The organism is Streptomyces sp. CNZ301 (assembly GCF_004217425.1).
Genome location: NZ_SHLG01000001.1, coordinates 4,441,228 through 4,467,192 on the forward strand (window position 1 = coordinate 4,441,228; position 25,965 = coordinate 4,467,192).

Here is a 25,965-nt window from a genome sequence, read left to right on the forward strand (position 1 = left end):
ACATGACGGACGGTGCCGGGCGGTGGCAGTTCTGGGTCGACCGGGGAGGCACGTTCACGGACATCGTGGCCCGGCGCCCCGACGGCACGCTGCTGACGCACAAGCTGCTCTCGGAGGACCCCGCCCGGTACGACGACGCCGCCGTCGCCGGAATCCGCACGCTCCTCGGCCGTGAGACGGACGCGAGCGTCTCCGGCAGCGAGGTCGAGGCACTGCGGATGGGAACGACCGTCGCCACGAACGCCCTGCTGGAACGCAAGGGCGAGCGCACGGCCCTGGTGATCACGCGAGGCTTCCGCGACGCGCTGCGCATCGGCTACCAGAACCGGCCGCGCATCTTCGACCGGGAGATCACGCTTCCCCGGGCGCTGTACGAGCGGGTGATCGAGGTCGACGAGCGCATCACCGCGGACGGGACGGTGCTGCGCTCCCCGGACCTCGACGCACTCGCGCCCGAGCTGCGGCGCGCCCACGAGGACGGCATCCGGGCTGTCGCCGTGGTGTGCCTGCACAGCCATCTGCACCCGGAGCACGAGACCGCCGTCGGCGAACTCGCCGAGAGGACCGGGTTCGCGCAGGTCTCGCTCTCCAGCGAGGTCAGCCCCCTCATGAAGCTCGTGCCGCGCGGCGACACAGCTGTCGTCGACGCCTACCTGTCGCCGGTTCTGCGGCGCTACGTGGAGCAGGTCGCCGACGAGATGCGGGGTGTGCGCCTGCTGTTCATGCAGTCGAACGGCGGCCTCGCCGAGGCGGGGCACTTCCGCGGGAAGGACGCGATCCTCTCCGGCCCGGCGGGCGGCATCGTGGGGATGGCGCGGATGTCGCGGCTGGCGGGGTTCGACGAAGTGATCGGCTTCGACATGGGCGGCACCTCCACCGACGTCTCCCACTACGCGGGCGGCTACGAGCGGGTGTTCAGCACACAGGTGGGCGGCGTGCGCCTCCAGGCACCGATGCTGGACATCCACACCGTCGCCGCGGGCGGCGGTTCGGTCCTGCACTTCGACGGCAGCCGGTACCGGGTGGGACCCGGCTCCGCGGGCGCCCACCCGGGGCCTGCCTCGTACCGGGGCGGCGGTCCGCTGACCGTCACCGACGCCAACGTGATGCTCGGCCGGGTCCAACCCGCGTACTTCCCCCACGTGTTCGGCCCGGAAGGCGACCAGTCCCTGGACCGGGAGACGGTGCGGCAGCGGTTCGCCGAGCTGGCCGGGGACATCCGCGCACGCACCGGCGACAGCCGCTCCCCGGAGCAGGTCGCCGAGGGCTACCTCGACATCGCCGTGGCGAACATCAGCAGCGCGATCAAGCGCATCTCGATCCAGAAGGGCCACGACGTCACGCGGTACGCGCTGACCACCTTCGGCGGTGCCGGCGGCCAGCACGCGTGCGCCGTCGCCGACTCCCTCGGCATCCGCACCGTCCTCGTCCCGCCGATGGCCGGTGTGCTCTCCGCCCTCGGCATGGGCCTCGCAGACACGACAGCCATGCGTGAACAGTCGGTTGAACTCACCCTTGAGGAACGGCACATGGAGCGCATCCGGGCCGTCGCCGCGGACCTGGAGGCGGCGACGCGCACCGAACTCCTCGACCAGGACGTCGGCGACGACCGCGTCCGCGTGACGCGGCGCGCGCAGCTGCGCTACGACGGGACCGACACCGCACTGGCCGTCGGACTCACCGAACCCGCCGCCATGACCGAGGAGTTCGAAGCGAGCCACCGTTCCATGTACTCGTTCCTCCTGGACCGTCCCGTCGTCGTGGAAGCCGTGTCGGTGGAGGCCGTCGGCGTCACGGAGGAGCCCGGCCTCGGCGGCCTCGGCGAGGTGGACGTCGGCTCCGGAGGGCAAGGCGGACCCGGCGGACCCGGCGGGAGCGAGGCGGCGGGCAGCACCGTGCAGCTCTGGACGGCCGGGAAGTGGCGTGACGTGCCCCTGCACCGCCGCGGGTCGCTGCGGCCCGGTGACCGCGTGAGGGGGCCGGCGGTCATCACGGAGGCCAACGCGACGACCGTCGTCGACACGGACTGGAGCGCGTCGGCGACGTCCACGGGACACCTGCTCGTGCGGCGTGTGGCGGTCCCCCTCGGTCCCGGAGGGACGACCCCCACGGAGGCCGACGTGGGAACCGAGGCCGATCCCGTCCTCCTGGAGATCTTCAACAACCTCTTCATGTCCATCGCCGAACAGACGGGCGCGCGGCTGGAGTCGACGGCGCAGTCCGTCAACATCAAGGAGAGGCTCGACTTCTCGTGTGCGCTCTTCGATCCCGAAGGCGGTCTCGTCGCCAACGCCCCGCACATCCCCGTGCACCTCGGCTCCATGGGCACCACCGTCCAGGAGGTGATCCGGCGCCGGGCCGGAACGATGAAGCCGGGCGAGGCCTACGCCGTCAACGACCCGTACAACGGCGGCACGCACCTGCCGGACATCACCGTGGTGACCCCCGCCTTCGAGGACCCCGCGGAGGCCGCGGACCCGGCCGACCCGCGGATTCTCTTCTTCGTCGCCTCACGCGGGCACCACGCCGAGATCGGCGGACTGACCCCCGGGTCCATGCCCGCGGACAGCCGGGAGATCCAGGAGGAGGGCGTGCTCTTGGACAACTGGCTGCTCGTCGAGGACGGCCGGCTCCGCGAGGAGGAGACGCGGCGGCTGCTCACCGGGGCGCCGTACCCGTCCCGCAACCCGGAGACGAACCTCGCCGACCTGCGTGCGCAGGTCGCCGCCAACCGGAAGGGCGTCGAGGAAGTCGCCCAGATGATCCGCCACTTCGGCCTGGACGTGGTGCAGGCGTACATGCGTCACGTGCAGGACAACGCCGAGGAGGCCGTGCGCAAGGTCGTCGACGCCCTGGAGGACGGCGAGTACCGCTACGAGACCGACTCCGGATCGGCCATCTCCGTACGGGTGTCGGTGGACCGCGAACACCGTTCCGCCACCGTGGACTTCACCGGCACCTCGGCACAGCTCACGTCGAACCTCAACGCCCCGACCTCGGTGGTGACCGCCGCCGTCCTCTACGTCTTCCGCACGCTCGTCGCCGACGACATCCCGCTCAACGACGGCTGCCTCAGGCCGCTGCGGATCATCACCCCGCCCGGGTCGATGCTGGCTCCGGTCCACCCTGCCGCCGTCGTCGCCGGCAACGTCGAGACGTCCCAGGCGATCACCGGTGCGCTCTATGCCGCCATGGGTGTGCAGGCCGAGGGCTCGGGGACGATGAACAACGTCACGTTCGGCAACGAGCGGCACCAGTACTACGAGACCGTCGCCTCGGGCTCGGGAGCGGGCGACGGCTTCGACGGGGCGTCCGTGGTGCAGACCCACATGACCAACTCGCGGCTCACGGACCCCGAGGTCCTGGAATGGCAACTGCCGGTGCTCGTCGAGGAGTTCGCCGTCCGGCACGGCAGCGGCGGAGCGGGCAGAACGCGGGGCGGCGACGGCGCCGTGCGCAGGCTCCGCTTCCGTGAGGCGATGACCGTGAGCACGCTCTCGGGCCACCGGCGGGTGCCTCCGTACGGAATGGCCGGCGGCGGCACGGGCGCGCTGGGCTCGAACCGCGTGGAACGCGCCGACGGAAGCCGCCTCGTCATGGGGGCATGCGACTCGGCCGAGGTGGACGCGGGCGACGTGCTGGTGGTGGAGACCCCGGGCGGCGGCGGATACGGGACACCGCGCAACGGCGACGGTGGATGAGGCGGCGCGGCGGACGGTGGTGCGGAAGGCGGGGCGGGCGGCTGAGCTCGTCCGTGAAGGGTGCCGACCTCGCGGAGGCGGACGGCCGGCAGCGGGATCCTCACGAGCAGCGGTCCAGCGGTCCTGCGGTCCTGCGGTCCTGCGGTCCTGCGGACATGGCGGTGCAGCGGTCCGTCTGTCCTCACGAGCGCCGGCCGGCAGCGCCTGTGGCGTCCGCCGGCCGACGGGACCGTGCCGGGACGGTCAGGAATTCCGCCGCACCGAGATGGTGCGTGCCTCGGCACCGGGCTTGGCCACCGGCACCGTCACCGTGAGGATGCCGTCCTTGTAGTCCGCCTCGGCCTCGTCCGGGCGCGCCCCGGCAGGCAGCTTCACGGCCCGGGCGAGCGCCCCGTAGTGGAACTCGGAGTGGCCCTTGCCCTCCTGCTTCGTCTCACTCCGCTCGGCGCGGATCGTCAGCATGTCGCCCTCGACCGTTATCTCCACGTCCTTGTCGGGATCCATGCCGGGCAGTTCGGCGTTCAGCTCGAACTTGCCGTCCTTCATGGTCTCCTCGATGCGGATGCTGTGGGCACCCGAGCGCAGCGTCGGCACGGCCCCGGGGAAGTCCGGGATGATCCAGTCGAACAGGTCGGGCAGGGTCGCCCCGGTGTGACGGCGTTCCACTGATCCAGCCATGATCGCTCCCTCCTCGCTCTCTCACGGACTTTCCTCATCCCCCAGGGTCGAGCCGGGGGAGACAGCCGCACGAGGGCCGAACGGGCCGGTCACAGGGTCTTACGGCCCGTACCTTCGGGCGCAGCGGGCCGGGGGCCCGCCTGCCCCGCGGCCGGGACCTTCGGCGCTCCCGGAGGGGCCCTTCGGGGCTGGTCCGCCGTGCCGGGCGGATTCCACGCTGGAGCCAGGAGCGGAGCCAGGAACGGAGCCAGGAACCAGGAACGGAGCCAGGGAGCCGGGAACGGAGCCGGGACCGGAGCAGCGACGGCGGAGGCCGGCGCCAGAGGTGCGGGTTCAGCCAGGGCGCCGGAAGCAACGGCACCGCAGCCCGCCGGCCCGTCCCGCAGGGGAGCCGACCCGGGAAGGGGAACCGACATGGCACACGAGGCCGACGTACGCGGCCGGGACCGGCGGCCCGACGGCGCGCATGCACAGGGACCCGCGCCCGGATCATCGCCCCGGACCGTCGGTGACGTCATGACGCACACCGTCGTCGCCGTGGGGCGGCAGGCCACGTTCAAGGACGTCACCCGGAGCATTCAGGAGTGGCGCGTGAGCGCCGTGCCCGTCCTGGAGGCCGACGGACGCGTCATCGGAGTGGTCTCCGAGGCCGACCTGCTGGCCAAGGAGGAGTACCGCGACGGGGTCCCGGGCATGAACGAGCCCCGCGAGCGCATGGCGCGGCTGCTGAAGTCGGGCGCGCTGACGGCCGGTGACCTGATGAGCAGCCCCGCCGTCTCCGTCCACGAGGACGCCCAACTGACCGAGGCCGCCCGCATCATGGCGCGGAGGCACGTCAAGCGCCTGCCGGTCGTGGACGGCGCGGGCAGGCTGCGCGGCGTCGTGAGCCGAGGTGATCTCCTGAAGGTGTTCCTGCGGGAGGACGAGGACATCGCCGAGGAGATCCGCCGCGAGGTGATCGGCCTGCTTCCCGGCGGGAGCGACGGTCTCCGGGTCGCGGTCGAGAACGGAGTGGCCACCGTGCGTGGCCGGCTTCCCGACTCCTCTCTGGCTCCGGTGGCGGCACGGCTCATCCGCTCCGTGGAGGGCGTGGTGGACGTCCGCTTCGACCTGGGCTGATCGGGGGCTGACCTGCCGCGACGGCACGTGCTCCGCTGCCGTGCGCCGCTTCCGGGCACGAGCCCGCTCGACCGCTGCGGCTCACGGTCGGTCCCGGGGGACGGACCGTGAGCCGCTTCGGTGATGCCGGCGGAAGGCTGCCTTGCGTCCGCGGCGCTCCGGGGCATCCGACCTCAGGCCTCAGGCCGCCGCCAGCCGGGAGGCGAGCGCCTTGCCGTGGGCGCCCGCCTCCTCGTGGGCCCTGGTGCGTGAGGCCTCGGCTAGGTCCACCAGCGACTCCATGCCGGGGGTCCGGGCGGCCAGGGTGAGTTCCGGCACGACGAACTCCAGCTCCAGGCCCATGGCTTCGCCGAGCACCTTGCCGAGGTAGTTCTGCACGAACTCCCAGCTCTCACGCGGCGTTCCGGGCCCGTAGCCGCCGCCGCGGCTGGCCACGACGACGGTCGGGGTGCCGGCGGCCGAGGGCGAGCCGGTCGCCGAGGTGCGCCCGTTGATGAGCACCTGGTCGATCCACGACTTGAGGGTCGAGGGGATCGTGAAGTTGTACATGGGCGCGCCGATCAGCACGGCGTCCGCCTGCTCCAGTTCACGGGCCAGCTCGTCGCGCAGCGCGTAGGCCGTGGCCTGCTCGGGAGTGCGGGCCTCGGGGGAGACGAAGGCCGCGGAGGCTGCCACTCCGTCGAGGTGCGGCAGCGGGTCGGCGGCCAGGTCGCGGTGGATGACCGTCCCGTCCGGGTGCTCCGCCTCCCATGCCTTGCGGAAGGACGCGGCGACGTCGCGGGAGACGGAGGCGTCCTGCGGGAAGACGGAGGAGTCGAGGTGAAGCAGCGTGGCCATGGGGAAGCTCCTGGGGGTACGTAAGGAGGTGTCATTGAGTACGTAACTATTGATAACACAGGTACTTACTTTTCTGCACTCCCTTGTGTGGACGCAGTACCCTTGACCCATGGCAGAGCCCGGGGAGCAGACGCAGCAGGAGGGGGCACTCGGCACCGCAGGCGGGTGCAGCGAGCCCGAGAGCAGCATCACGCGCGTCTTCCAGGTACTGGGCAAGCGCTGGACGGGGCTCGTCCTGGCGGCCCTGATGAACGGGCCCGGCCACTTCGCGCAGCTGCGCCGGGCGGTTCCCGGCATCAGCGAGCGGATGCTCTCCGACAGGCTGACCGAGCTGGCGTCGCTGGGCCTCGTCGTGCGCACCGTGGAGGAGGGCCCGCCACTGCGCGTCAGCTACCGGCTCACGGACGCCGGGCTGGCGCTGCGGCCGGCGATGTCGGAGCTCACACGGTGGGCGGACACGCACCTTCCGGACGAAGCGGCGGGCTGCCCCACGGAGTTCAGGGCCTGATCCCACGAGCGAGCTGGGAAAGGCCGGGAACGCTTCCGTAGGGTGGGCCCGATGAAAGCGAACCCGGAAGCGGAAGCCGAAGAGCCGGAGCAGCGGCCGGAACAGCACGAGAAGCCCGGGCCGTCGGGCGAAGCCGCGGCGCCGGAAGAGGCCCCAGGCTCCGGGGAACATGGCACGGAGCGCCTGGAGCAGGCGGTGCGGGCGGCCGAGACCGCGCTGATCGAGTTCGAGATCGCGGTGGAGACCTTCCGGATCGAGGTGGAGAACTTCTCGCGGCTCCACCACCAGCGCCTCGGGCCGATGTACGCGCGCCTCGACGAGCTGGACGCCGCGATCCTCGAGGTCACCGCCGAGATCAGCGGAGACCCGGAGGATCTGCGCAAGGCACAGGAGGCCCGGGCCGCCGTGCTGCCGATGCCGCGGGTGGAGGAGCTCTTCCACGGGTGGATCGACTCCGACGGCATGCCGCCGGAGGCCACCGCCATGCTCACCGGGCAGAACGTGCGTCCGCCCGACCGGGTGCGTCCCAGCGAGGAGGCGCGCAAGGCGTACCGCGAGCTGGTGCGCAAGGCACACCCCGACCTGGCGCAGGAGGACGCGGAACGGCAGCGCCGCGAGGATTTTCTCGTACGGGTCAACAAGGCCTACGCGGAAGGCGATGCGGACGCCCTGCGGAACCTGCTGGACGAGTGGGAGAACGGTCCCCGCGAGGAGGAACCGGAACCGCAGGTGCCGCAGGGTGAACTTCTCTACGCACGCCTGGAGTGGCTGGCCGAGCGCAAGGAAGTGCTCACGGCGATGGTCGCGGAGATGGAGCAGAGCGCGATCGGCGCCATGCTGAGGATGGCGCCCGACGATCCCGACGCGCTCCTCGACGAGATCGCGGAGCAGCTGCTGGAGCAGGTCGCCGAGCGCGAGCGCGAGCTGGCGCGGCTGGTGGAGCAGCGCGACGCCGGAACGGCCGGGGCCGCGGGCGCCGGTGCGGGAGAGCACTGAGAGTGCACTTCAAGACCACTTCCGGAGCGCTGAGCGAGAACTGACAGAGAACTGTCAGAGAACTGTCAGAGGACTGTCAGAGGACTGTCAGAGAACTGAGAGAGAGCATTTCGTCATGGAATTCGGTCGGTTGCCGCAGGTCGATGTCGCATCGGTTCCGGCGGACGCGCTGCTGCTGGACGTCCGGGAGAACGAGGAGTGGGCGGCAGGGCGCGCCGAGGGCGCACTGCACATCCCGATGAGCGAATTCGTCGGCAGGCTGGGCGAGTTGACCGAGCGCGCAGGCGAGGGCGAGCGGGTCTACGTGGTCTGCCGGGTCGGCGGGCGCTCCGCGCAGGTGACGCAGTATCTGCGGCAGCAGGGCGTGGACGCGGTCAACGTGGACGGCGGGATGCTCGCGTGGGAGGCGGCCGGCCGGCCGCTGACGGCCGACGCGGAGAGCGCGTACGTGCTCTGACCCACGCCCCGCGTACGTGCTCTGACCGACGCCCCGCGTACGTGCTCTGACCCACGCCCCGCGTCCGTGCGCTGACCCACGCCCCGCGTCCGTGCTCCGATCCCGCCCCGCGTCCGTGCTCCGATCCCGCACCGGAGCGTGGGCTGCCGCCGAACTCCGGCCGGCGCGGGACTGGGCTGCCGCCGAACTCCGGTCGGCAGCACGGGCGTCGACTGGCGCCTCGACCCGCCTGGCACCGCGGGCATCCGGCTCCTTCACGGCGGCGCCTCAGCCGTCGAAGTCGACCTCCACCGCCTCGGTCACCGGATGGGACTGGCAGGCCAGCACATAGCCCGCCTCCAACTCGTCGTCCTCCAGCGCATAGTTGCGCTCCATCCGCACCTCACCGGAGACCAGCCGGACCCGGCAGGTGCCGCAGACCCCGCCCTTGCAGGCGAAGGGCGCGTCCGCGCGGTGGCGCAGCACCGTCTCCAGCACGGATTCGCCGTCGTCCATGGGCCAGCAGCCCGAGCGGCCGTCGAGGTTGGCCGTCACGGACGCCGAGCGGGACCCGCCCGCGTCCGCCCGCGAGGCGACAGGCGCCGAGGGCACCTCCGTGACGTGGAAGATCTCCTGGTGGATGCGGGCACGCGGCACGCCGAGGCCGCGCAGGGCCCGTGACGCCTCCTCGACCAGGCCGAGAGGCCCGCACAGGTACCAGCCGTCGACGTCCGGCACCGGCAGCAGCGACGGCAGCAGCGCGCTCAGCCGCGGCTCGTCCAGGCGGCCGCTCGCCAGTCCGCTCTGCTGCTCCTCGCGGGAGAGGGCCGTGACCAGCTGGAAGCGGTCGGGGAAGCGGTCCTTGAGGTCCGCGGCCTCCTCCAGGAACATCGTCGACGCCGTGGACCTGTCGCTCCGTACGAGGCAGAAGCGCGCCTCCGGCTCACGTGCGAGCAGCGTCGAGGCGATCGAGAGCACCGGGGTGATGCCGCTGCCGCCCACGACGGCCGCGAACCGGCCCGGGCGCGGCTCCAGCACGAAGCGGCCTGTGGGCGGCAGGACGTCCACGGTGTCGCCGGGCCGCAGCTCCTTGACCGCATAGCTGGAGAAGTCGCCGCCCTCCACGCCCCGTATGCCGATGCGCAGCTCCGGCGGCTCGTCGCAGGCGGGCGCGCACAGCGAGTAGGTGCGCCGGACCTCGGCGCCCGCCGCGACGGCGTCGCCCCCGGCACGGTGCCGGCGCAGCGCGATGTGCTGGCCGGGCGAGTAGCCGTAGAGGGGGCGCAGCTCGGGCGGGACGGCGAAGGTGAGCGCGACGGAATCGTCGGTGAGCCGGTCGACGGCTGTGACGCGCAGCGGATGGAAGGTGCTCACGGCGCCCTCACACCTCCTTGAAGTGGTCGAACGGCTCCAGGCAGGACTCGCAGCGGCGCAGCGCCTTGCACGCGGTGGACGAGAAGCGGCTGAGCAGCGTCGTCTCCGTCGAGCCGCAGTTCGGGCAGCGGATGGCGAGCGTCAGCGGGACCGGGCCCTGCGGGGCGCGACCGCCGGATGACGAGGCGCCGGCGCGCGGGGGTGCGATGCCGTGGGCGGCGAGCTTGCGACGGCCCTCGTCCGATATGTCGTCGGTGCTCCACGGAGGCGCGTGGACGACGCGCACGGTGACCTCGGGAACGCCGCGCTCACGCAGCACGTGCTCGATGTCGGCGGTCATGGCCTCCACCGCCGGGCAGCCCGTGTAGGTGGGGGTCAGCTCGACCTCGACGGGGCCGTGCGGTGCCGTCTCGCGGACGCCCCGCAGCACGCCCAGCTCGGCGAGGGTGATGACGGGAAGCTCCGGGTCCGGGACGGAGCCGGCCCACGCCTCGAGTTCCCGCTGCCGCGCCCCGGCATCTTCCGCGCCCTGGCCGGCCGTTTCCGCGGGCGTCTCCACCCGGTGCCCGCTGCCGGTGGGAGTCCCCTCTGGTCCGCCGGGGCCGAGGGTGGGTGTGCCCTCTGGTCCGCCGGGGCCGAGGGTGGGTGTGCCCTCTGGTCCGCCGGGGCCGAGGGTGGGGGTCCCCCCAGGCCCGCCGGGGCCGAGGGGGAGGATCACCACGACGCTCCGGGGTGGCTGCGGTGCAGATGCTGCATCTCGGCCAGCATCCGGCCGAAGGGCTCGGTGTGCAGGCCCTGCCGCCCCGCCCCGGCCGCCCATGCGCCGGTCTGCGCGGACACGGGCACCGTGAGGGTGGCCCGCTCGAACGCGGAGGTGATCCGCTCCGTCCAGCCCGTGCGCAGGGCCTCCCAGTCGACCTCGCCGACCGGACCGGCCCCCTCGACGGGCTCGAAGAGCTCACCCGTGAACCTCCACAGGGAGTCCGCGGCGCGCTGGGCGCGCTCGTGGCTCTCCTCCGTGCCGTCGCCGAGGCGCAGCGCCCAGTGTTCGGCGTGGTCGCGGTGGTACTCCGACTCCTTGACCGCCTTGGCGGCCAGCGGCTGCCCGAGTGCGGCCAGCTGCCCGTACAGCAGCTCCTGCCACGCGGAGAAGTACAGCTGACGGATCATCGTATGGGCGAAGTCGCCGTTGGGCTGTTCGGCCAACTGGCAGTTGCGGAAGGCCCGTTCCTCGCGGAGGAAGGCCAGCTCGTCCTCGTCGCCGAGCTCGGCGTAGAGGGCCCGTGCCTGCCCGAGCAGGTCAAGGGCGATGTTGGCAAGGGCAAGCTCCTCTTCCAGTACGGGCGCGTGCCCGGCCCACTCCCCCAGGCGGTGGGAGAGCACGAGCGCGTCGTCCGCCAGTGGCAGCAGCGGATCGGTCAGTGCGGCCGCGCTGCGCGCGGAGAGCTCCTCGGCGCCCGTCACAGGTTCCGCACCCCTTCCGGCACTTCGTAGAAGGTCGGATGGCGGTAGGGCTTGTCGGCGGCGGGACCGAAGAACGGGTCCTTCTCGTCCGGCGAGGACGCCGTGATCTCGTGGGACGGCACGACCCACACGGAAACGCCCTCGGAGCGGCGCGTGTAGAGATCGCGCGCGTTGCGCAGCGCCATCTCGGCATCAGGGGCGTGCAGGCTTCCGGCGTGCGTGTGCGACAGGCCGCGCCTGCTGCGTACGAACACCTCCCAGAGGGGCCAGTCCGTACCGCTCATCACGCGCTCACCGCCGTCTCCGTCCGGTCCTGCTCCCGCACCCTGCCACGGCCAGGGGACGCGTGCTTCGCCGCGTAGGCCGCCGCGGCATCACGCACCCAGGCGCCGTTCTCGTGGGCCTCGCGGCGGCGGCGCAGCCGCTCCTCGTTGCACGGCCCGTTGCCCTTGAGCACCTGGCGGAACTCCTCCCAGTCGATGGGGCCGAAGTCCCAGTGCCCTCGCGACTCGTTCCAGCTCAGCTCCGGGTCGGGAAGGGTCAGGCCGAGCGCCTCCGCCTGCGGCACGCAGATGTCGACGAAGCGCTGGCGCAGCTCGTCGTTGGAGTGCCGCTTGATCTTCCACTCCATGGACCGGGCGCTGTGCGCGGACTCGTCGTCCGGCGGCCCGAACATCATCAGCGACGGCCACCACCAGCGGTCCACCGCGTCCTGCGCCATGGCGTGCTGTGCCTCGGTACCGCGGCTCAGCGCCAGCAGCAGCTCGAAGCCCTGCCGCTGATGGAAGGACTCCTCCTTGCAGATGCGGATCATCGCCCGCGCGTACGGACCGTAGGAACAGCGGCACAGCGGCACCTGGTTGGTGATCGCCGCGCCGTCGACGAGCCAGCCGATCGCGCCCACGTCGGCCCATGTCAGCGTCGGGTAGTTGAAGATCGAGGAGTACTTCTGGCGGCCCGAATGGAGCTTGTCGAGCAGCTCGTCGCGGCTGGTGCCCAGCGTCTCGGCCGCGCTGTAGAGATACAGCCCGTGCCCCGCCTCGTCCTGCACCTTGGCCATGAGGATGGCCTTGCGGCGCAGCGAGGGCGCCCGCGTGATCCAGTTCGCCTCGGGCTGCATGCCGATGATCTCGGAGTGCGCGTGCTGGGCCATCTGACGGACGAGCGTGCTGCGGTAGTCGTCCGGCATCCAGTCGCGCGGTTCGATCCGCTCGTCCGCGGCGATGGCGCCGTCGAAGGCCGCGAGCGGCTCCGCCGGCTCTCCGGCGGCCTGCCCGCCCTCGCCGAGCAGCACCGATGTCATCCCGACCCCCTTGCCGGCGGCCGAAGCCGCAATCCCAACCGACCGATCGTTCGGTTCAATGGTGAGCTGAGGGCCCACAGGGTGTCAAGGCTCGATAATGTCTGGGGGTCGTATCGGCCGGCCGACGCATGAACGCGGGGAGCAGGGGAGGGCATGGAGCCAGAAGAGCAGCAGGCGCCACATGCGGAGGCGCGGCCCGGGCCACCGCGCGAGGGCGGGAGTCTCCCCAGGCCCGCCGGGGCCGAGGGTGGGGGTCCCCCCAGGCCCGCCGGGGCCGAGGGCGGGAGTCTCCCCAGGCCCGCCGGGGCCGAGGGTGGGGGTCCCCCCAGGCTCGCCAGGGCCGAGGGGGAGGTTCCGGGCCCCGACGGGCTCTCACGGTTCGGCCGCTCGATCGTGGCCGTGGCCGCGGCGGCGGTGGTCCTCGCGGTCGCCGTCCACCTTTCCATGGTGTTCCTGCACGTGGCTCCCTCGAACACGCTCAGCAAGAAGCACGGGCAGGGCATAGACGACTACGTCTATCCCGAGTTCGAGCAGAACTGGAAGCTCTTCGCGCCCAACCCGCTCCAGCAGAACATCGCCGTCCACGCGCGCGCCCGCGTCGCCAAGGACGACGGCACCACCGAGACGACCGGCTGGGTCAACCTCTCGAAGATGGACGGCGAGGCCATCGATCACAGCCTCGCCCCCAGCCACACCCAGCAGAACGAACTCCGCCGTGGCTGGGAGTTCTACCGCGGCTCCCACGACGACAAGGGCAAGCCCGTCGGCCTGCGCGGCGAACTGTCCGAGAGCTACATCAAGCGAATAGTCATGCTCCGTTTCGGCACCGAGCTCAATGGCGGAACCGTCGAGCGAATACAGGTCCGCTCCGCGACGACGCCCGTCGGCCCTCCCTCCTGGAGCAACGAGAAGACCGACTCGAAGACCGAATACCAGGTGCAGCCCTGGTGGCAGGTCGCCAGCGCGGACCTTCCGGGGGGCTGGAACAAGTGACGGAACTTCAGCGCACCCCTTCCGGGGAGCCCGCGCCCGCGACCGCGACGGAGGAGGAGAGCTTCGTCTCGCGCGGCCTCGCCCGAGTCACCGTGGAGGCCCTCGCCCCGTACCAGACGGCGGTCGTACGGATCGGCTTCGCCCTCACCTGGCTCTTCTTCCTCCTCCGCGAATTCCCGCACCGCCACGAGCTGTACGGGCCCGACAGCCCCTGGAGCTGGAAGCTGGCCGAGCGGCTGATCGAGTCCAACCACGCCTTCACCGTGCTCATGTGGTCCGACAGCACCGCGTGGTTCGAGGTCGTCTACGCGCTGGCCGTCGCCGCCAGCGTCGCGGTCGTCGTCGGCTGGCGCACGCGGACCGCGTCGGTCGTCTACATGGTGGGCGTGCTGACGCTCCAGAACCGCAGCGTCTTCATGGGCGACGGCGGCGACAACGTGATCCACCTGATGGCGATGTACGTGGTGCTCACGCGCTGCGCCCAGGTCTGGTCCCTCGACGCGCGCCGCCAACGGAGGAAGGCGGCGGCCGGTACGTCAGGCGTTCCGCCCGCGCACGCCGGTGGTGACGTGACCGGTGTCGTGCTGTGGACCGTCTTCGGCGTGATCATGCTCGCGTCGACCGTCGGCGGAGGACTCAGCATCGGCTGGGGCCTGTTCTTCTGGGCGCTGTGGGCCGCGCAGGCCGCATGGTGGACGGTCAACCGCTACATGCCCGGCAGCGAGGCGCGGACCGTCTGCGACATGCTGGCCAACCTGGTGCACAACGCGGCGCTGCTGATCATCGTCGTCGAGGTCTGCCTGATCTATGCGACGGCCGGCTGGTACAAGATCCAGGGCTCCCGGTGGCAGGACGGCACCGCCGTCTACTACCCGATGAACCTGGACTACTTCTCGCCCTGGCCCGAGCTCAGCTCCTTCCTGGCCGCCAACGGCCTGCTGATACTGCTGATCACCTACGGCACGGTCGCGGTCCAGGTGGCGTTCCCGTTCACGCTGTTCAACAGGCGCGTCAAGAACGCGCTTCTGGCCGCCATGATCGCGGAGCACATGAGCATCGCCGTGCTGCTCGGGCTGCCGTTCTTCTCCATGGCCATGATCGCGGCCGACGCCGTCTTCCTGCCGACCGTGGCCCTCGTCTGGCTCGGTCACCGCTTCGACGGCGGCCGGCGGCGGGTGCTGGCGCGGCTGGCTCCCGGACGGGCAGACGGGAACCGCCGCGGCGGCGGTCCGGGAGACGCCGGTGACGGCGCCGAAGGCGGGACCTCCCCTGCTCCGACGGTGCCTCAGCAGCGGACGGACGACGGGGTGTCCGTACGCTGACGCCATGACCGCCGGAGACGAGACAGGGGCGGCCGCCCCCTCCACGGGGCGCCGCGGTGGGGGCGCGGCCCCGTTGCTGCGGCAGTGGCGGGAACTCGCGGACGGCAGCGTGCTGCTGGACGGCTTCCACGCCCTCAAGCACGCACTGCGCTTCGGCGCGGGCGTCCCGCTCGCGCTGACGGAGGACCGCGCGGCGGTGCTCGCGCTCGCCGCCGACCTCGCGCCCGATCTCACGGAGCCGCTGGGCGGACTGCTGAGCGAGGTGCCGCCGGGAACGCTCAGCGGGCTGGTGCCGCGCCCCCACCCGACGGGTGTCGCGGCGCTCGCCGTACGCGGCGGCGGGCAGGTTCCGGACGTCCGCGACGCACCCGTCGTCGTGCTCGACAACCCGCGCCATCTGGGCAACGTCGGGGCGGTGATCCGCCTCGCGGCGGGAGCCGGCGCGGCAGGAGTGTTCACCACCGGCACCGTCGACCCGTGGCATCCCAACGTGGTCAGGGCGAGCGCGGGACTGCACTTCGCGACAGCCGTGCGGCGGTGCGAACCGTCCGGTCTCCCGCCCGGCCCGCTCTACGCGCTCGACCCCGCCGGGCGGGACCTCCGCGGTCTCGTGCTGCCCGACGACGCGCTAGTGGCGTTCGGATCGGAGCGGCACGGGCTCTCCGACGGGCTGCGGGATCGCGCCGATCATCTGGTGGCTCTGCCGATGCGGCCGCAGGTCTCCAGCTACAACCTGGCCACGAGCGTCGCGATGACGCTCTACCACTGGATGGCGGGACGGGCGCATCCGCCCGGCGCGGGCGGTCCGGCGGGGAGCTGAGCGGCCCGGCCACCGTCACGCGCAGGACCCGGCCACCGGTACGCGCCGGAGCGGCTCACGTATAAGCCGGACCGGCCATAAGCACGCGCCGGACGGCCACAGGCCCGCGCAGCCCCTAGAGGTACGGGCCGCCCGAGCGGGCGGGGCGCCCCGGCTCCTCGTCGCCGAAGGTGCCGTCCTCGGGGAGCGTCCCCGGCGGCAGTGCCCTGCGCATCTGCTCCAGCTGCGCCCGCGCGGCCATCTGCTGCGCGAAGAGCGCCGTCTGGATGCCGTGGAAGAGCCCTTCGAGCCAGCCCACGAGCTGTGCCTGGGCGATGCGCAGTTCGGCGTCGGTCGGCACCGTGTCCTCGGTGAAGGGCAGCGAGAGCCGCTCCAGTTCCTCGATCAGCTCGGGGGCGAGACCGTCCTCGAGCTCCTTGATGGAGCTGGTGTGGATCTCCTTGAGCCGCACCCGGCTCGCCTCGTCCAGCGGGGCCGACTTCACCTCCTCGAGCAGCTGCTTGATCATGCTGCCGATGCGCATGACCTTCGCGGGCTGCTCGACCATCTCCGTGACGGGGACCTCAGCCTGCTCATCGCCGTCCTCGCCGCCCGCCGTGGAGTCGGCGCTGCCGAGAGCCATGCCGTCCGGTCCGACCACCAGGACGTGCTTGTTCTCCTTCGGGCGTTCGTTGCTCGGCTGTGTCATGCCCCCATTCTGCACTCATGGCGTCGCCGGGTGTCCGCGGAGTCCCTCACCGGGCTCCGCGCGGGGCAGGGGGCCGTCGCACCGTCCGCCGCCCCGGGCGTCACGCGCGCCTCAACCGGAGCGCGATCAGGGCGAATCCCAGACCGATCAGCGTCAGCCCGGCGCCGAGGGGAAGCACGGGAGAGACATGGCCCGTCGCGGCGGTCGTGGGCGGATGCTGCGATGAGGGCATTGAGCCGTAGTCCGTGCCGGGCCCGGGCTCGTAGAGATCCTGGGTGCCGAAGAGTTCCGAGCCGTCGCCGGCCGCGTCGCCCGCGGCGCCGTAGTCGAGGGGGCCGCCCTCGTCCGTACGAGACGAGGCAGGGGGAGGGGGCCCCTCGGGCGAAGTACCGTGATCATCCGGCGACTTCGCCGCGGGGTCCGCGTGCTCGTGCGCCACCGCGGAGGCCCTGTGCCCGCCGGAGGGCGAACCCGGAGCGGGCGCCGCCCCCGTGAGAGCCACGACCAGCGTCGCGGCCACGCACGGCAGCACCGCGGCCACGCGGAGTTTGCGGGTACGGGCAGAGGTGAGGGTGTCGCGTCTGTGCCGCACGGCAGAGACCCTCCCGTTGCGGAGCGTCCAATAATGCAATCAGCGTTGCACAATTGGACAAGTCCGGCATCCGGAAGGGTCCCTGCCATCTGCTTCCCGTGCTCCGGAAAGCTCTAAGGAACGAGCAGGATCTTCCCCACGTGGCTGCTCTCCTCCATGGCCCGGTGCGCGTCCGTGGCACTGCTCATCGGCACGGTCCTGTCGACGACGGGCCGGACTCGGCCGTCCGAGACCAGCGGCCACACGTGTTCGCGAACTGCCGCGACGATCGCCGCCTTCTCCGAGGCGGGACGTGCGCGCAGCGAAGTCGCCGTCACGGCGGCCCGCTTGGCGAGCAGCGCCCCCAGGTTCAGCTCGGCCTTTCGCCCGCCCTGGAGGCCGATGATGGCGAGACGGCCGTTGACCGCGAGCGCCTTGATGTTCTGCTCCAGGTACTTCGCGCCGATGATGTCGAGGATGACGTCGGCGCCGTTGCCGTCGGTGCCCGCACGCACCGCCTCGACGAAGTCCTGCTCGCGGTAGTTGATCAGGATGTCGGCGCCGAGTTCCGCGCAGCGGTCCAGCTTCTCCTTGCTGCCCGCCGTCACCGCCACCTTCGCGCCGACGGCCTTCGCCAGCTGGATCGCCATGGTGCCGATGCCGCTGCCACCGCCGTGCACGAGCAGCGTCTCGCCGGGACGCAGATGCGCGACCATGAAGACGTTCGACCAGATGGTGCTGGTCACTTCGGGCAGGGACGCGGCGGTCTGCACGTCGATGCCCTCCGGTACGGGCAGCAGTTGGCCCGTGGGGACGGCGACCTGCTCGGCGTAGCCGCCGCCGCCGAGCAGCGCACAGACCTCGTCGCCGACGGCCCACGTGTTCACACCGGGCCCCACTGCCGAGATCCGGCCCGAACACTCGAGGCCTGGATAGGGGGAGGCGCCGGGCGGCGGATCGTAGAAGCCCTGCCGCTGGAGGATGTCGGCGCGGTTGACGGCGCTCGCCGCGACCTCGACCAGCACCTCGCCCTCGCCGGGTTCGGGGACGGGGACCTCGGCCCAGACGAGGGCCTCCGGCCCGCCTGGTTCGGGGATGGTGACCGCGTGCATCGTGGAGTTGGACGTACCCATGGGGCCGAACGCTACTCCCAGGCCCCGAAGATGCGGCACCGCCCCGCACCGTCCTTTCCGCGGTCCGCCGTACGTGCGGTGCTCGTGGCCAGGCCGGCCGCCGGCTCAACTTCCGTGCCCGCGCCCCGCCTCGGCCCTCCCGCCCGCCGCCCGGTTCGCGGCGTCCCCGGACCGCCGTGCCCCAACTCCCGCCGCTGCCACGGCTGCTGCCCGCGCCGGGCCGGGCGGGGGAGACGTACGGGTCAGCCGCCGCCCCCGCGTTCACCGCGCCAGAAGCCCACGGTGCCCGGGCCGGACGGGCCGCCGCCCGTGCCCGGCTCGCTCCCGGAACCACCGGGACCGCCGGGGGTCGTGCCGCTGTGCGTCGGGTCGGTGCTGCCCAGCCCGCCGTCCGACGGGTGCGGCGCAGCCGAACGCTGGATCACCACGAGGCGGTCCGTGGACTGGAGCGGGTCCGCCTGCGGGTCGTCGTAGGCGAGCAGGCGGTGCCCCCGGACGACGGTGACGACCAGATCCCTGCACTCCCTCGGCGAGCGGCCCGTTTCGGCCTTGTTGACGGGACGTTCGGTGAGACTGAGCCCCGAACCCTGCTGGATGAGGTCCTCCATGACGGAGCTCGCGTTCGGGCTCAGTACGGAGAGCCCGAGGAGGCGTCCGGCGGCGCTGGCGCTCGTGATCACCGAGTCCGCTCCCGACTGCCGCAGCAGCGGCACGTTCTCCTCCTCCCGCACCGCCGCGACGATCTTGAGGCGGCGGTTGAGCTGGCGTGCGGTGAGCGTGACGAGCACCGCGGTGTCGTCGCGTTGCGTCGCGATCACGATCTGCTTGGCGCGCCGCACCTCGGCGCGAGCGAGCACGTCGCTGCGGGTGGCGTCGCCGACGACGCTCACATAGCCCTCGTCGTTCGCGGCCTTCGCGACGTGGTGGTTCGGGTCGATCACCACTATCCGGTCCCGGCGCACACCGGTGGACAGCAGCGTCTGCGCCGCAGAGCGGCCCTTCGTGCCGAAGCCGACGACGACGGTGTGGTCGCGCAACTGGGACCTCCAACGGGACAGGCGCCACTGCTCGCGGGTGCGGTCGGTGAGTGCTTCGAGCGTGGTGCCGATGAGGATGATCAGGAACAGGATGCGAAGCGGCGTCACGAGCAGGATGTTCACGATGCGTGCGCTGTCGCTCGCGGGCGCGATGTCGCCGTAGCCGGTGGTCGAGAGGGTGACGGTCGTGTAGTAGACGGCGTCGAGGAAGGAGACCTTGCTGTCGGCGTTGTCGTTGTACCCGGCTCGACCCAGGTAGACGATCAGGACGGTCGTCATCAGCACGAGGAGCGCAGCCAGCAGACGCCGTCCCACCTGCACGGGCGGGCTCACCTCGGAACGCGGCAGCAGGATGCGGTACTGGTCGCTCACGTCGGACTGCGTCCTCACCGCGCGATCACCAGGCGAACCAGGGGAGCGGCAGCACCTGGACGTCGCTGCCCGAGGAGGCGCCGCCCGGCGGTACCACGGCGAGGGCGGTCGCGGTGGCGACGCCGCGGAGCATGGCCGGGCCGTTGAAGCGGAGCGGGCGGGCCCGCGAGGCCGCGGGGGCGAAGGCGACCGGCACGAGCCGCGTGTCCCGCGGATGCCCCTGCACGTCCTCGGTGATCCGCGCGAACACCTCCCGCTCGGCGGGCCGGTCGCCGAGTGCACGGATCAGCGGCGCGGCGAGCGTCACCAGACCGGAGATCGCCGCGAGGGGGTTGCCGGGCAGACCGACCAGAAGCGGACCGCCGCCCGTGCCCGGTTCCTGCCGTTCCGGCAGCCGGGCCAGGAGCATGGGATGCCCGGGCCGTACGCGTACGCCCTCCACGAGGAGACGGGCTCCGACGCGGGCGAGGGTGGGACGCAGATGGTCGACCGGGCCGCGTGCGGTGCCTCCCGTGGTGACGAGGAGGTCGGCGGTCGTCGTGGCGACTGCTTCGTGGAGCGCTTCGGCGTCGTCGCCGAGACGCCGTGTGACGATCACGTCCGCGCCCAGGGCCGAGAGCCAGGGCGCCACCGCCGGGCCGAGCGCGTCGCGGATGCGGCCGCCGTGCGGGACGCCGCGGTGCAGCAACTCGTCGCCCAGCACGAGGACTTCCGCGCGCGGGCGCCTGGTGACGGTCAGCCGGTCGTAACCCGCGGCGGCGGCGAGACCGAGTACGGCGGGAGTGACCCGGGTACCGGCCGGCAGCAGCCGGTCGCCGGAGCGGCACTCCTGGCCGCGCGGGCGGATGTCCGTACCGGGCTGCGGGCGCCGCGTCGTACGCAGCCGCCCGCCTTCGCTCTCGCCGTACTCGGAACGCAGCACCGCGCTCGCGCCGGGCGGGATGAGCGCACCTGTCGCGATGGGGATCGCACGGCCGTCCGGCAGCGGGCGTGGCTCGGACGTGTCACCGGCGAGGATGCCGGTGCCGGTGGCGTCGTCCGCCAGGGCCCACGGGCCGGGGCCGGAGACGGCCCACCCGTCCATGGCCGAGGTGTCGAAGGACGGCAGGTCCGTGAGGGCGTCGAGCGGGGCGCCGAGCGTGTGGTCCAGCGCCTGGTCGAGGGGGAGAGCGAGGGAGGGGAGCGGGCCGGCGGCCCGTGCGGCGTGAGTGCGGGCGTCTGGCCAGGGGGCGTCGCGGGCATGGGACTGCGCCTCCCCCGCCGGCTGTCCGGACCGGTGGCCGCCGCCCCGCGCGGAGCGGGGGGTGAGCCAGTCCGGGGCGGCCAGTTCGTCACCGTCGTCCGAGTCCGGGGACGGGCTCCCCTTGTGGGGGCCGCCGTCGGCACCGGAGCCGTCGGTGTTGCCGGAGTCCTCGGTGTTGTCGGAGCCGTCGGCGGACCCCGGGACGTCGCGGGACCCCGAGCCGGATTCGCGGTCCGTCCTGTTCCCGGTGCCCCTCCCGGTGCCCGTCCCGGTGCCGGTCCCGGTGCCGGTCCCGGTGCCGGTCCCCGTCCCGGGCCCGGCGTCGCCGCTGCGGGGCCGCGGAGTCTCACCGCCCTCCGGAGCCTCCCGTCCGTCCGCCCTGCGGGCGCCGCGGGCGGCGCCGTTCGCCAGGGCGATGGCCTCGTCGAGTTCGTCGGCGCCGCTCATCGCCCGTCGCCCTGCTCCCCTTCGCTCTCCTCGGCCCAACGCGCGGCCAGCCGGGCCGCTTTTTCCAGGGCCTCCGCGACGTCTTCGGGAGAGCCGCCGCGCCGGGCGGCGGCGTACCCCACGAGGAAGGTCGTCAGCGGGGCGGCCGGGCGTGCGACGCCGTGTGCCGCGTCGCGGGCCAGGTCGAGCAGTGCGGCGGTGTCGACATCCAGGTCGACGCCGAGTTCGGCCTTCGCCGCGGCCATCCATTCGTCCAGCACGGTGTCATGCTCCCGGGTACGGGCCCTCGCCGCCGCGACGTCTTCCCAGGTGTCACAGTCGAGGGCGTCGGAGGCGGTCGGTCGGTGACCAACATCGATGTCGATGCGACGAAGTCTCAGCTCAGGAAGGACCAGCCGCAAGGGGAGACCCGTCAGGCTGCCGTATTCGGTGCGCAGCAGAGCCAGTTCGCGGCGCAGCGGTTCGGTGCGGTAAGCGGCGAGCAGCGGCTGGTCGCGGCCGTCGTTCACCAGCGCGCCCTCGGGCGCTTCGCCGTCCGCCGTCCCGTTGCCGCTCGCGTCGCCTTCCGCGTGGGTGCGCGGCGCATCGCCCACGGCCGAGAGCAGCGCCCGTACGGTCTCCGCCCGCAGGAAGGGCAGGTCGGCGGAGAGGACGAGCACCGTCTCCTCGGTGACGCCGCGCAGGCCGGCATCGAGCGCGGAGAGCGGACCACCCCCAGGGGGGTCCTCCCGCGCCCAGTCCACCGGCCGGTGCGTGGGCCTGCGGGGGCCGACGACGACCGTGGTGGACGCGCCGGAGCAGGCGGACAGCACGCGGTCGAGGAGGGTGCGGGCACCGACGGTCAGCGACGGTTTGTCGGTGCCGCCGAGCCGCCTGGCGCCGCCGCCCGCGAGGACGACGGCGTCGTGCGTGTGCGCGTGGGCGTCAGGTGTCACGCCCTAGAGCGTACGGAGCAGCACCGCGGGCTGTTCCACGCAGTCCGCGACGTGACGCATGAAGCCGCCGGCTGTGCCGCCGTCGCACACCCTGTGGTCGAAGGTGAACGACAACTGCACGACCCGGCGCACGGCCAGCTGCCCCTCGTGCACCCACGGCTTCTCGGCGATCCGGCCCACGCCGAGCATCGCTGCCTCGGGGTGGTTGATGATCGGGGTCGAGCCGTCGACGCCGAAGACGCCGTAGTTGTTCAGGGTGAAGGTGCCGCCGGTCATGTCGCCCGGCTTGAGGGTGCCCTCGCGGGCGGACTTGGTGAGCCGGGCCAGTTCCTCGCTGAGCCCGACGGCGTCGAGGGTGTGCGCGTCCCGTACGACCGGGACGACGAGCCCCCGCGGGGTCTGCGCGGCGAAGCCGAGATGCACCGCCGAGTGGCGCACCACCTCGCCGGCCTCGGTGTCGACGGTGGCGTTGAGGTCCGGGAAGCGGGCGAGCGCCGCCGTGCAGATGCGGGCGAGCAGGGCGAGCAGGGAGACCTTGGGGGCGTCCTGGGCTTCCAGGGAGGTTGAGTTCATCGCCCTGCGGGCGGCGAGCAGTTCGGTCGCGTCGGCGTCGACCCAGCACGTCGCGTCGGGGATCTCCCGGCGGCTGCGGGACATCTTGTCGGCGACGGTGCGGCGGAATCCGGTCAGCGGAATGCGGGTGACCGTCTCCTGCGCCGCGTGTGCCGCCTGTGCCGCCGGGTCTGCCGGGGCGGCGGGGCGGGCCTCGGGAAGAGGGGCGGGCTGTGCCTGCGGCTGCGGCTGTGCCTGTGGTTGTGCCTGTGGTGCCGGCTGGGCGGACGGCGCGGTGCGCGAGCGCGCCGCCCGCTCGACGTCCGCACGGAGGATCAGCCCGTCGGGGCCCGAGCCGGTGACGCCGCGCAGGTCGAGACCGTGTTCGCGGGCGACCCGCCGCACGAGCGGGGAGATGACCGCGACCGGACCCTGCCGCACCGCCCTGGGAGTCGGCGGCGCGGCAGGAGCCGGGGCAGCGGGCGGGACAGACGGAGCGGCGGAACCGGCACGGAAGCCGTCCACCGGGCGCGCACGGCGACGGCGGCCCGCCGGGGCTGCCGTGCCGTAGCCGACCAGCACGTTTCCGGAGCTCTCCGCGGCGGCGCCGGCGCTCCTGTCCGACCCCGGGCCCCTGTCCGTCCCGTGGGCGGTGCCCGTCCCGTTTGCCGTGGCGGTACCCGCCATGGCGTCCGATGCCGCGCCGGCGTCCGCCTCCGCGTCCGTTCCCGTGCCCGTGCGGGGTGCGGCCGGCCGTGCCCCGTCCTGCGGTGCGCCCACGGCGACCGTCAACAGGGGTGCGCCGACCGGGATTTCCGTGCCCTCGTCGCCGTAGCGGGCCGTGACGACGCCGCCGTAGGGGCAGGGAACGTCCACGAGTGCCTTGGCCGTCTCGACCTCGACGACGGACTGGTCCACCGCCACCACGTCGCCGACGGACACGAGCCACCGCACGACGGTGGCCTCCGTCAGCCCTTCTCCCAGGTCGGGGAGGGTGAACTCCCGTACGGAGGCCATCAGCCGACCCCTTCCCCGGCACCCACGGGCCCCTCGCCCTCGCGCCACTCGCTCTCCCACTGGAGCCTCGCGACGGCGTCCAGCACCCGGTCCACGTCCGGCAGATGATGCCGCTCCAGCATCGGCGGCGGATACGGGATGTCGAAGCCCGCGACGCGCAGCACCGGCGCCTCCAGATAGTGGAAGCAGCGCTCGCTCACGCGTGCGGCCACCTCCGCGCCCGGACCGGCGAAGCCGGTCGACTCGTGCACGACCACGGCCCGCCCGGTGCGCCGCACGGAGGCCACGACCGTCTCCTCGTCGAACGGGACCAGCGACCGCAGGTCGACGACCTCCAGCTCCAGGCCCTCGTCCCGCGCGGCGGCCTCGGCGGCGTCCATGCAGACGGGCAGCGACGGGCCGTAGGTGATGAGCGTCGCCGAGGTGCCCGGGCGGCGGACCACGGCGCGGCCGATGCCGGGCACGTCCTGCGGCTCCTCCGGCGACCAGTCGTCCTTGCCCCAGTACAGCCGCTTCGGCTCCAGGAAGATCACCGGGTCGTCGCTCGCGATGGAGCGGCGCAGCAGCCCGTACGCGTCGGCGACCGTCGCCGGTGTGACGACGTGCAGCCCGGGCGTGGCCATGTAGTACGCCTCGGAGGAGTCGCTGTGGTGCTCGACGCCGCCGATTCCGCCGCCGTAGGGCACCCGGACGGTCAGCGGCATGGGAAGGGCGCCCCGCGTGCGGTTCCGCATCCGCGAGATGTGCGAGACCAGCTGCTCGAAGCCGGGGTACGCGAAGGCGTCGAACTGCATCTCGACCACCGGCCGCATGCCGTACATGGCCATGCCGACGGCCGTGCCGAGGATGCCCGCCTCGGCGAGCGGGGTGTCGGTGCAGCGGTTCTCCCCGAACTCCGCCGCCAGACCGTCGGTCACCCGGAAGACACCGCCGAGCTTGCCGACGTCCTCACCGAAGACGTGCACGTCAGGGTCGGCGGCCATGGCGTCGCGCAGTGCGCGGTTGAGGGCCTGCGCCATCGTGGACGGCTTGCGTGCCGGCTCGCGCGGCGGCTGCGCACCGGGCTGCAACGACGTGCCCGTCGCTGTGCTCATTTCCGGCTCCCCTGCTCGTCCGTGTGCACCTGCTCGTGGGCGTTCGGGTCGCCCGCCGCCGGGGGCCCCTCGGCCTCGGCGGCCTCGAGCTCGGCGCGCAGCCCCTCCGCCTGCTGGTCCAACTGCGCCGTCCTGTGGGCGAAGACGTGGTCGAAGAGGTCCATCGGGCGCAACTCCGGCTCCCGGTGCATGCGCTCGCGCAGGTCGCTCGCCATCCGCTCCGCCCCCTCCCGGGCCTTCTCCGCGCCGGCGTCGTCCAGGAGACCTCGGGAGCGCAGCTCCTGATCCATCAGCACGAGCGGGTCGTGCTCGCGCCAGGCCTCCACCTCGGAGTTCTCCCGGTAGCGGGTTGCGTCGTCGGCGTTGGTGTGTGCGTCGAGGCGGTACGTCACGGCCTCGACGAGGCAGGGACCCTCGCCCCTGCGGGCCCGCTCCACGGCGTCCGTGAGCACATGGTGCATGGCTGCCGCGTCGTTGCCGTCGACGAGACGGCCGGGCATGCCGTAGCCGACGGCCTTGTGCGCGAGGGAAGGCGCGGCCGTCTGCTTCGCCAGCGGCACGGAGATCGCGAAGCCGTTGTTCTGCACGAGGAAGACGACGGGCGCCTGCCACACCGCGGCGAAGTTGAGTGCCTCGTGGAAGTCGCCCTCGCTCGTGCCTCCGTCGCCGACCATGGCGAGCGCGACCACGTCGTCGCCCTTCAGGCGGGCGGCGTGCGCCAGGCCCACCGCGTGCGGAAGCTGAGTCGCCAGGGGGGTGCTGAGCGGGGCGACGCGGCTGCTGCGCGGGTCGTATCCGCTGTGCCAGTCGCCGCGGAGCAGCGAGAGCACGGCGACCGGGTCCAGGCCGCGGGCGACAGCCGCGAGGGTGTCCCGGTAGCTGGGGAAGAGCCAGTCCTGCTCGCGGAGGGCCAGCGCCGCCGCGACCTCGGAGGCCTCCTGCCCCGTGGAGGACGGATAGACGGCGAGTCGGCCCTGCTTGGTCAGAGCCGTGGCCTGCTCGTTGTACCGGCGGCCCCGCACCAGCTGTCCGTACAGCTCGATGAGCAGCGCGCCGTCGAGCTCCGCGCCCGTGCCGAGCAGCCGCAGCGGTTCCCGGTCGGGCAGCAGGGGGGCGGGGTCACGGCGGGGGCGCCAGGCCGGGGGTGGTGCGAGGTGGTAGGCACCGGACTGCTCGAGGACGGTCATGGGTGAGCACCTCACTCGCTGGGGGCCGGTTGCTGGAGCCGGGGCCTGTCCGGGGGCGGGTCACCGGACAGGCCCCGATGGGCGGGAGGCGTGTTGCTGCGCTCCCCTACCGATTGTTCGGTTGACGGCACATTTTGG

The 25,965-nt window shown here is 72.7% G+C and carries 24 protein-coding genes; 8 read left to right on the top strand and 16 right to left on the bottom strand.

What is annotated here, in order from left to right; all coding sequences use genetic code 11:
• Positions 1 to 2: 2 nt before the first annotated feature.
• Complete coding sequence (locus EV375_RS19175) at positions 3 to 3,701, top strand: hydantoinase B/oxoprolinase family protein (protein ID WP_130300517.1); 3,699 nt, start codon at positions 3 to 5, stop codon at positions 3,699 to 3,701.
• Between the two features lie 243 nt (positions 3,702 to 3,944).
• Here EV375_RS19175 and EV375_RS19180 read toward each other — a convergent pair whose 3' ends face one another.
• Positions 3,945 to 4,379: an Hsp20/alpha crystallin family protein gene (locus EV375_RS19180; RefSeq protein ID WP_130300518.1), complete on the bottom strand. Its 435-nt coding sequence runs from the start codon at positions 4,377 to 4,379 to the stop codon at positions 3,945 to 3,947.
• A gap of 516 nt (positions 4,380 to 4,895) precedes the next feature.
• On the opposite strand from EV375_RS19180, the gene EV375_RS19185 reads away from it, so the two are divergent.
• Positions 4,896 to 5,498, top strand: coding sequence for a CBS domain-containing protein (locus EV375_RS19185; RefSeq protein WP_486588757.1), 603 nt, complete (start codon positions 4,896 to 4,898; stop codon positions 5,496 to 5,498).
• Positions 5,499 to 5,678: 180 nt separating this feature from the next.
• Here the strand turns inward: EV375_RS19185 and EV375_RS19190 are convergent, their stop codons facing one another.
• Positions 5,679 to 6,335 (bottom strand): NAD(P)H-dependent oxidoreductase, encoded by a 657-nt coding sequence (locus EV375_RS19190; protein ID WP_130300520.1) that lies wholly within the window; start codon positions 6,333 to 6,335, stop codon positions 5,679 to 5,681.
• Positions 6,336 to 6,444: 109 nt separating this feature from the next.
• Here EV375_RS19190 and EV375_RS19195 point away from each other — a divergent pair, with 109 nt between their 5' ends.
• The 3 genes from EV375_RS19195 to EV375_RS19205 all read left to right on the top strand — a co-directional run bounded on the left by EV375_RS19195 (position 6,445) and on the right by EV375_RS19205 (position 8,296).
• On the top strand, positions 6,445 to 6,843 hold the full coding sequence (locus EV375_RS19195) for a winged helix-turn-helix transcriptional regulator (RefSeq protein WP_130300521.1): 399 nt from the start codon (positions 6,445 to 6,447) through the stop codon (positions 6,841 to 6,843).
• Between the two features lie 51 nt (positions 6,844 to 6,894).
• Positions 6,895 to 7,839, top strand: coding sequence for a J domain-containing protein (locus EV375_RS19200; RefSeq protein WP_130300522.1), 945 nt, complete (start codon positions 6,895 to 6,897; stop codon positions 7,837 to 7,839).
• 115 nt (positions 7,840 to 7,954) lie between these two features.
• A complete protein-coding gene (locus EV375_RS19205) occupies positions 7,955 to 8,296 on the top strand; it encodes a rhodanese-like domain-containing protein (RefSeq protein ID WP_130300523.1) in 342 nt (113 codons plus the stop codon).
• A 267-nt stretch (positions 8,297 to 8,563) separates the two neighbouring features.
• On the opposite strand, the gene EV375_RS19210 is transcribed toward EV375_RS19205, so the two are convergent.
• The 5 genes from EV375_RS19210 to paaA all read right to left on the bottom strand — a co-directional run bounded on the left by EV375_RS19210 (position 8,564) and on the right by paaA (position 12,416).
• Entirely contained in the window at positions 8,564 to 9,649 is a 1,086-nt protein-coding gene (locus EV375_RS19210; protein WP_130300524.1) for a 2Fe-2S iron-sulfur cluster-binding protein, read from the bottom strand.
• A gap of 7 nt (positions 9,650 to 9,656) precedes the next feature.
• Positions 9,657 to 10,208, bottom strand: a complete 552-nt coding sequence (gene paaD, locus EV375_RS19215) for a 1,2-phenylacetyl-CoA epoxidase subunit PaaD (protein WP_207228380.1) — start codon at positions 10,206 to 10,208, stop codon at positions 9,657 to 9,659.
• 155 nt (positions 10,209 to 10,363) lie between these two features.
• A complete protein-coding gene (gene paaC / locus EV375_RS19220; protein ID WP_130300526.1) occupies positions 10,364 to 11,113 on the bottom strand; it encodes a 1,2-phenylacetyl-CoA epoxidase subunit PaaC in 750 nt (249 codons plus the stop codon).
• Complete coding sequence (gene paaB / locus EV375_RS19225) at positions 11,110 to 11,397, bottom strand: 1,2-phenylacetyl-CoA epoxidase subunit PaaB (RefSeq protein WP_055484808.1); 288 nt, start codon at positions 11,395 to 11,397, stop codon at positions 11,110 to 11,112. The genes paaC and paaB overlap by 4 nt, the downstream gene beginning before the upstream one ends.
• A complete protein-coding gene (gene paaA / locus EV375_RS19230; protein ID WP_130300527.1) occupies positions 11,397 to 12,416 on the bottom strand; it encodes a 1,2-phenylacetyl-CoA epoxidase subunit PaaA in 1,020 nt (339 codons plus the stop codon). The genes paaB and paaA overlap by 1 nt, the downstream gene beginning before the upstream one ends.
• A 153-nt stretch (positions 12,417 to 12,569) precedes the next feature.
• On the opposite strand from paaA, the gene EV375_RS19235 reads away from it, so the two are divergent.
• Genes EV375_RS19235 through EV375_RS19245 form a run of 3 tightly spaced genes read left to right on the top strand, consistent with a single transcriptional unit; the run spans position 12,570 to position 15,551 of the window.
• Positions 12,570 to 13,409: a DUF5819 family protein gene (locus EV375_RS19235; protein WP_207228177.1), complete on the top strand. Its 840-nt coding sequence runs from the start codon at positions 12,570 to 12,572 to the stop codon at positions 13,407 to 13,409.
• Complete coding sequence (locus tag EV375_RS19240; protein ID WP_486588579.1) at positions 13,406 to 14,731, top strand: HTTM domain-containing protein; 1,326 nt, start codon at positions 13,406 to 13,408, stop codon at positions 14,729 to 14,731. Before EV375_RS19235 ends, EV375_RS19240 begins: the two co-directional genes overlap by 4 nt.
• Before the next feature lie 4 nt (positions 14,732 to 14,735).
• Positions 14,736 to 15,551, top strand: a complete 816-nt coding sequence (locus EV375_RS19245) for a TrmH family RNA methyltransferase (RefSeq protein ID WP_130300528.1) — start codon at positions 14,736 to 14,738, stop codon at positions 15,549 to 15,551.
• A gap of 115 nt (positions 15,552 to 15,666) precedes the next feature.
• Here EV375_RS19245 and EV375_RS19250 read toward each other — a convergent pair whose 3' ends face one another.
• The 9 genes from EV375_RS19250 to pdhA form a co-directional block, all read right to left on the bottom strand.
• The gene (locus EV375_RS19250; protein WP_130300529.1) at positions 15,667 to 16,239 is read right to left on the bottom strand and encodes a bacterial proteasome activator family protein; all 573 of its coding nucleotides are present in this window, start codon (positions 16,237 to 16,239) and stop codon (positions 15,667 to 15,669) included.
• A gap of 100 nt (positions 16,240 to 16,339) precedes the next feature.
• The gene (locus tag EV375_RS19255; RefSeq protein ID WP_130300530.1) at positions 16,340 to 16,831 is read right to left on the bottom strand and encodes a hypothetical protein; all 492 of its coding nucleotides are present in this window, start codon (positions 16,829 to 16,831) and stop codon (positions 16,340 to 16,342) included.
• Positions 16,832 to 16,944: 113 nt separating this feature from the next.
• Complete coding sequence (locus tag EV375_RS19260) at positions 16,945 to 17,922, bottom strand: NAD(P)H-quinone oxidoreductase (RefSeq protein WP_130301963.1); 978 nt, start codon at positions 17,920 to 17,922, stop codon at positions 16,945 to 16,947.
• A 263-nt stretch (positions 17,923 to 18,185) separates the two neighbouring features.
• Positions 18,186 to 19,352 carry a potassium channel family protein gene (locus EV375_RS19265; protein WP_486588580.1) on the bottom strand — a complete coding sequence of 389 codons (1,167 nt, stop codon included), beginning with the start codon at positions 19,350 to 19,352 and terminating at the stop codon, positions 18,186 to 18,188.
• 25 nt (positions 19,353 to 19,377) lie between these two features.
• Positions 19,378 to 21,042, bottom strand: coding sequence for a molybdopterin molybdotransferase MoeA (locus EV375_RS19270; RefSeq protein WP_130300531.1), 1,665 nt, complete (start codon positions 21,040 to 21,042; stop codon positions 19,378 to 19,380).
• A complete protein-coding gene (locus EV375_RS19275) occupies positions 21,039 to 21,977 on the bottom strand; it encodes a DUF6457 domain-containing protein (protein WP_130300532.1) in 939 nt (312 codons plus the stop codon). The genes EV375_RS19270 and EV375_RS19275 overlap by 4 nt, the downstream gene beginning before the upstream one ends.
• A gap of 3 nt (positions 21,978 to 21,980) precedes the next feature.
• A complete protein-coding gene (locus EV375_RS19280; RefSeq protein ID WP_130300533.1) occupies positions 21,981 to 23,546 on the bottom strand; it encodes a dihydrolipoamide acetyltransferase family protein in 1,566 nt (521 codons plus the stop codon).
• A complete protein-coding gene (locus EV375_RS19285) occupies positions 23,546 to 24,640 on the bottom strand; it encodes an alpha-ketoacid dehydrogenase subunit beta (RefSeq protein WP_130300534.1) in 1,095 nt (364 codons plus the stop codon). Before EV375_RS19285 ends, EV375_RS19280 begins: the two co-directional genes overlap by 1 nt.
• A complete protein-coding gene (pdhA, locus tag EV375_RS19290; protein WP_130300535.1) occupies positions 24,637 to 25,827 on the bottom strand; it encodes a pyruvate dehydrogenase (acetyl-transferring) E1 component subunit alpha in 1,191 nt (396 codons plus the stop codon). Before pdhA ends, EV375_RS19285 begins: the two co-directional genes overlap by 4 nt.
• Positions 25,828 to 25,965: the final 138 nt, after the last annotated feature.

Coding starts and splice junctions, on each gene's coding strand:
- EV375_RS19200 (WP_130300522.1), top strand. CDS start 6,895: ATGAAAGCGAACCCGGAAGCGGAAGCCGAAGAGCCGGAGCAGCGGCCG.
- EV375_RS19195 (WP_130300521.1), top strand. CDS start 6,445: ATGGCAGAGCCCGGGGAGCAGACGCAGCAGGAGGGGGCACTCGGCACC.
- EV375_RS19180 (WP_130300518.1), bottom strand. CDS start 4,379: ATGGCTGGATCAGTGGAACGCCGTCACACCGGGGCGACCCTGCCCGAC.
- EV375_RS19285 (WP_130300534.1), bottom strand. CDS start 24,640: ATGAGCACAGCGACGGGCACGTCGTTGCAGCCCGGTGCGCAGCCGCCG.
- EV375_RS19280 (WP_130300533.1), bottom strand. CDS start 23,546: ATGGCCTCCGTACGGGAGTTCACCCTCCCCGACCTGGGAGAAGGGCTG.
- paaA (WP_130300527.1), bottom strand. CDS start 12,416: ATGACATCGGTGCTGCTCGGCGAGGGCGGGCAGGCCGCCGGAGAGCCG.
- EV375_RS19235 (WP_207228177.1), top strand. CDS start 12,570: ATGGAGCCAGAAGAGCAGCAGGCGCCACATGCGGAGGCGCGGCCCGGG.
- EV375_RS19270 (WP_130300531.1), bottom strand. CDS start 21,042: ATGAGCGGCGCCGACGAACTCGACGAGGCCATCGCCCTGGCGAACGGC.
- EV375_RS19250 (WP_130300529.1), bottom strand. CDS start 16,239: ATGACACAGCCGAGCAACGAACGCCCGAAGGAGAACAAGCACGTCCTG.
- EV375_RS19175 (WP_130300517.1), top strand. CDS start 3: ATGACGGACGGTGCCGGGCGGTGGCAGTTCTGGGTCGACCGGGGAGGC.
- EV375_RS19190 (WP_130300520.1), bottom strand. CDS start 6,335: ATGGCCACGCTGCTTCACCTCGACTCCTCCGTCTTCCCGCAGGACGCC.
- EV375_RS19185 (WP_486588757.1), top strand. CDS start 4,896: ATGACGCACACCGTCGTCGCCGTGGGGCGGCAGGCCACGTTCAAGGAC.
- EV375_RS19260 (WP_130301963.1), bottom strand. CDS start 17,922: ATGCACGCGGTCACCATCCCCGAACCAGGCGGGCCGGAGGCCCTCGTC.
- EV375_RS19205 (WP_130300523.1), top strand. CDS start 7,955: ATGGAATTCGGTCGGTTGCCGCAGGTCGATGTCGCATCGGTTCCGGCG.
- EV375_RS19245 (WP_130300528.1), top strand. CDS start 14,736: ATGACCGCCGGAGACGAGACAGGGGCGGCCGCCCCCTCCACGGGGCGC.
- paaB (WP_055484808.1), bottom strand. CDS start 11,397: ATGAGCGGTACGGACTGGCCCCTCTGGGAGGTGTTCGTACGCAGCAGG.
- pdhA (WP_130300535.1), bottom strand. CDS start 25,827: ATGACCGTCCTCGAGCAGTCCGGTGCCTACCACCTCGCACCACCCCCG.